At 64.0% G+C, this 2,236-nt stretch carries 4 protein-coding genes; 2 read left to right on the top strand and 2 right to left on the bottom strand.

The annotated features are described in order from the left end of the window. Positions 1–219: ATP-binding protein (locus U9977_RS24780; protein WP_322751693.1), on the top strand; the 219-nt coding region annotated here is incomplete at its 5' end. Between the two features lie 78 nt (positions 220–297). Here U9977_RS24780 and U9977_RS24775 read toward each other — a convergent pair. Both U9977_RS24775 and U9977_RS24770 read right to left on the bottom strand, forming a co-directional pair. Further along, entirely contained in the window at positions 298–861 is a 564-nt protein-coding gene (locus U9977_RS24775) for a hypothetical protein (RefSeq protein ID WP_322751692.1), read from the bottom strand. An 88-nt stretch (positions 862–949) separates the two neighbouring features. Next, complete coding sequence (locus tag U9977_RS24770) at positions 950–1,387, bottom strand: helix-turn-helix domain-containing protein (protein WP_322751691.1); 438 nt, start codon at positions 1,385–1,387, stop codon at positions 950–952. A 51-nt stretch (positions 1,388–1,438) separates the two neighbouring features. On the opposite strand from U9977_RS24770, the gene U9977_RS24765 reads away from it, so the two are divergent. Next, complete coding sequence (locus U9977_RS24765; RefSeq protein WP_322751690.1) at positions 1,439–2,098, top strand: DUF5753 domain-containing protein; 660 nt, start codon at positions 1,439–1,441, stop codon at positions 2,096–2,098. The last annotated feature ends 138 nt before the right edge of the window (positions 2,099–2,236 follow it).

The raw sequence follows: 2,236 nt of genomic DNA, 5'->3' as shown, positions 1-2,236 counted from the left end.
GGCGCCGAACTGCTGTTCCAGGTCCTCACCGAACGGGAAGAGACCAACAGCGTCGCGATCGCCTCCAACGACTCGTTCTCCGGGTGGACGAAGACGTTCACCGACCCCCGGCTGTGCGCCGCGATCGTCGACCGGCTCACCTTCGGCGGCAACATCATCGAGACCGGCAGCGACTCCTACCGCCTCGCTCACACCCGCGCAGCCCGCGCCACCGCCTGACCCAGGTTCCGTCCGAGCCGAGCCGCCGAGAACGTGCGACCGCGCACTACCGCAACCATCCGCGGCGGCCGGTCCGGGTCATCGGATGGCAGCGTTAAAGATCCACGATGATCGACGAGGACGGTCGCCGAGATCGGCTCGCCCAGTGCACCACAGCAGGACCTGCACGGGATCGCCGTCCGGAGCGTCGGGGAATAGTCGGCTCAGTACCGCCGTGCACAGTGGCCGTGGGGAACGCCACGGCACCCGCAGCCCCTCGGTGATGTCGTGGGTATGCAGCAGGATCTCGGCGACGCCCATGGCCGCAAAACCCGCAGTGTCGGTCGGTCCGTAGTGCCACCCGCGAACATCCGGGTTGGTGACGATCGCGCCGCTGAGGAGTCTTGCGCAGGCGGTGACGACCTGGAGCACGTCGCGCGGGTCCGCGTCGGTCGCCACCGTCAGGTCGAAGGGCAGGTAGGCAGCCGCCGGGCCGGCCGCTACCTGCCCCGCGTAGGCCAGCAGGTCGTGGGCGACATGGGCAGCGGTCTGCCAGCAGGTCCAGTCCAACAGCCCCGCCTGGACCTGCCAGTCACGGGTGTCCCGCGGACCGAGCACCCGCACCATCTCAGCCAGCGCCGCGTCAACGTCACGGCCGCTCATCGAGCGCATGAAGACAGCGTCCCAGTGCGAACCCCCGTCCTGAGCAGAACCTCGTCCCCACGTGTCCGAGTGGGGCCAAATATCGCCGTCACCCGGTCAGGGGATCAGCCAGGTGGGGCCAGATATGACCGTCCCGATGGGGCCGGTTTGGTCTGTCACAGCCACCACGGCTCTGCAGGTACAGCGTTTCGTAGATCGTTTCACCCGACCCGCACATCTCCGGATCATCCGGATGGTTGACCTTCAGCCGGGACGAGATCTGCGCAGGCGACCAGCTCTGCTTTAGTCCTTCCGCTACAGCATCGTGCAACCGCTCGGACACGGCAAGCTTGTGCGGTTTCGGTCGAAGCGCCTGTTCCTCGGCGCGTTCCTGCGCGGCCAATGCGCGATAACTCTCGCGGCCACCACAACGGCTAATCTCCCGGTTCACCACCGATCGGTGTTTTCCCAGCAGTCGAGCAATAGCCGATCCCGAAAACCCCTCCGAAATCCCACGAGAAATCTCCTCGCGGTCTTCCGCGGTCAACGCCTGACCCCGCACCCAAGTCTCCCATCAGTGAGCCACAAGATTTATCACATGTGGCGCACCGACTCCTTGAGGCCGCCCACCCTTGAAGTGCAGCACGCCGAGTGGCAACGCGTGCTCAAAGCCGGGATGCTCGGCCACCAACTTGAGCTGTCCGAACAGGACGCCAAGACCAGGCTGTACCGTTCGTTCGAGCCAGCGGTGGTCCCAGGCCTGTTGCAAACGGCGGAGTTTGCCCGCGCGCTCTTTTCGCGCGCCGTCCTGGTGCATAAAGTGCCTAACGATGTCAATGACGCGGTGGCCAAACGTATGCAGCGGCAAGAAATGCTGTATCGCACGGATAAGGCGTTCCATTTTGTCATTACCGATGCCACCTTGCGCTACCGGCTGTGCTCGCCGGACATCATGCTTGGGCAGCTTGATCGGCTGGTATCGCTGACTTCACTGCGCAACGTAAAGCTTGGGGTCATCGGGTACGAGACGCAGTATGTGGTCGATCCGCGCCACGGCTTCATGATGTACAACTCTGACCTCGCGCGCGTCGAGACCTATTCGGCTGAGCTGAACCTCCGACAGCCGCACGAGATCGAGCTGTACACCGCGACGTTCGAGAAGTTGGCGGCCGTGGCCAGCTACGGCGCGGCGGCCAGGGCGATCATCAACCGGGCCATTGCCGATCTTGCCTCGTCGGTACCCGAAGGTGGCGAGTGATTGTTTCGGCATTCACATCTTCGTGATATTGCGAGCAATACCGAGCAATTTGCTTCTCGCGTCGCCCTTTCCTCCTTACTCTCCCGTTAGGGACGCGAATCGCGTCCGTCCTCAAGGGACTTGGGAGTAAGAGCGCCC

The organism is Protofrankia sp. Cas8 (assembly GCF_963555845.1).
Classification (GTDB): Bacteria; Actinomycetota; Actinomycetes; order Frankiales; family Frankiaceae; genus Protofrankia.
This window is presented reverse-complemented; position numbering and strand designations above follow the sequence as displayed.